Origin of the sequence: Actinoplanes sp. NPDC048791, assembly GCF_040650095.1 — a bacterium.
In the GTDB taxonomy this organism is placed as follows: Bacteria; Actinomycetota; Actinomycetes; order Mycobacteriales; family Micromonosporaceae; genus Actinoplanes.
Window position 1 is genome coordinate 1 of sequence record NZ_JBEZGQ010001317.1, and the last position, 1987, is coordinate 1987.

The 1987-nt window shown below is 71.7% G+C and carries 3 protein-coding genes; 1 reads left to right on the top strand and 2 read right to left on the bottom strand.

From position 1 onward, the window contains the following. Window positions 1-217: 217 nt before the first annotated feature. Together pdxY and AB0C29_RS45845 are read right to left on the bottom strand one after the other, a co-directional pair. Complete coding sequence (pdxY, locus tag AB0C29_RS45840) at window positions 218-1069, bottom strand: pyridoxal kinase PdxY (protein WP_360834294.1); 852 nt, start codon at window positions 1067-1069, stop codon at window positions 218-220. A gap of 9 nt (window positions 1070-1078) precedes the next feature. Next, a complete protein-coding gene (locus AB0C29_RS45845) occupies window positions 1079-1492 on the bottom strand; it encodes a nuclear transport factor 2 family protein (RefSeq protein ID WP_360834296.1) in 414 nt (137 codons plus the stop codon). Window positions 1493-1553: 61 nt separating this feature from the next. On the opposite strand from AB0C29_RS45845, the gene AB0C29_RS45850 reads away from it, so the two are divergent. After that, window positions 1554-1892, top strand: a complete 339-nt coding sequence (locus AB0C29_RS45850) for a PadR family transcriptional regulator (RefSeq protein ID WP_360834298.1) — start codon at window positions 1554-1556, stop codon at window positions 1890-1892. Window positions 1893-1987: the final 95 nt, after the last annotated feature.

Genomic DNA, 1987 nt, shown 5'->3' on the forward strand with positions numbered 1-1987 from the left:
GACCGGCCCGCGAGCGCCCCGGGCGCCAGCCGGTCGGGGCCGTCGGCGGCGACGGTGAGACAACGGTGCGCGGTCAGGGCGGGGATGCCCAGGGCGGCGCCGGCCTCGAACGGGATGTCCTCGTCCATCCGCACCACCTGACGGCGCGGCAGCACGACGAGCTCCTGCGCGCCCCACCCTAATCCGCTCAGGCGCTGTCCTGGACCACCCGAGGAGCTCAGCGCACCTGCTCGGCCTTGAACTGCATGCGCGGCGTGGCGTAGAACTCCTGGGCCTGCACCAGCTGCAGCTCCCGCTCGCCTGATCGGTACGTCGTCTCGATCAGGTCGAAGATGCTGGAGGCCGTACGCTCCAACGACACCGCCGCGTCCTTGGTGGCCACGTAGTGGGCGGTGAACAGGGCAGCTGTGACGTCGCCGGACCCGTTCGCCTTGAACGGCAGGTGCGGGGTGTTCACGAGCCAGGCGCCGGCCGGGTCCACCACGAGCATCTCGATGGTGCCTTCGGCCCGGTCGGGGCGTTCCACGCTGGTGACCAGCACGGTCGAGGGTCCCATGGCCCGGGCGAGGTCGGCCGAGGCGAGGGTCGACTCGATGCTCGCCGGCTCGGTACCGGTCAGGAAGCCGAGCTCGAACTGGTTCGGGGTGATGATGTCGGCCACCGGCACGACCCGGTCCCGCAGCAGCGCGGGGATCTCCGGCGCGACGAAGCAGCCGGACTTGGCGTTGCCCATGACCGGGTCGCACGCGTACAGCGCCGACGGGTTGGCCGCCTTCACCCGGCGGACGGCGTCGACGATGACGTCACCGATCCCGACCCCGCCCTGGTAGCCGGACAGCACGGCGTCGATCTGCGGGAACACTCCCCGCTCCTCGACGCCCAGCAGGATCTCGGCCACGTCCGACGGCGGGATCAGCGGCCCGCGCCAGGCGCCGTAGCCCGTGTGGTTGGAGAAGTTCACCGTGGGGACCGGGACGACCTCGACACCGAGCCGCTGCAGCGGGAACACGGCCGCGGAGTTGCCGACGTGGCCGTAGGCGACCGCCGACTGGATGGACAGAACCTTCATCCCCCCAGCCTAGAGACCCTCCCGCGGCCCGCTGGACGCGACCGCCTCGCGCTGGATCTGCTCGAACTGCCCGGCCATCGCGGCGGCCAGGGCCTGGGCGGCGGACAGCGGGCGGACCATGACCGTGAACTCGTCGATCAGGCCGTTCTCGTCCAGGTGCAGGAAGTCGCAACCCTCGACGGCCACGTCGCCGATCCGCGCCTCGAACACCAGGGCATGGTCGCGGCCGCCGTCGCCGCCCAGCTCACGCACGTACCGGAAATCCTCGAAGACCCGCAGCACGCCGCGCAGGATCGCCGCGGTGATGGCCTTGCCCGGATAGGGCTTGAACGCCACCGGGCTGCGGAACACCACGTCGTCGGCCAGGGTCGCCGCGATGGCGTCGGGGTCGCGTGCTTCCACCGCGGTACGAAAGTCGATCACCGGGCCAGCCTAGCGTAGACCCTATGTAGAAAAACTCGCTAGGGTTCGCTACGGTGCCGGCATGGCAACTCCTCTCCGGGTCACCGCCGCCGTCTCCAAGGTGCTGGCCGCCTTCCTCGAAGACCCCGAGGTCGACCGCTACGGCCTCGACCTCATGCGGGCCAGCGGTCATCCCAGCGGCACGCTCTACCCGATCCTGCTGCGCCTGCAGAACGCCGGCTGGGTCGAGACGTACTGGGAGGACATCGACCCGGTCCAGGCCGGTCGCCCGGCCCGCCGCTACTACCGGCTCACGCCGGACGGTCGAGCGTCGGCGTACGCGGAGGTCGCGGCGTTGCAGGCCCAGCTGAACCGGGGCCTGGCCGCACCGCGGCCGGCGACGAAGCCGGCGACGGCATGAGGCCCGCGGACCGCTTCGCCCGCTGGTGCCTGGCCCGCGCCGCCCGGCGCTGGCCGGCCGAGCTGCGCGCGGAGATGCACGCGGAATGGCTCGCC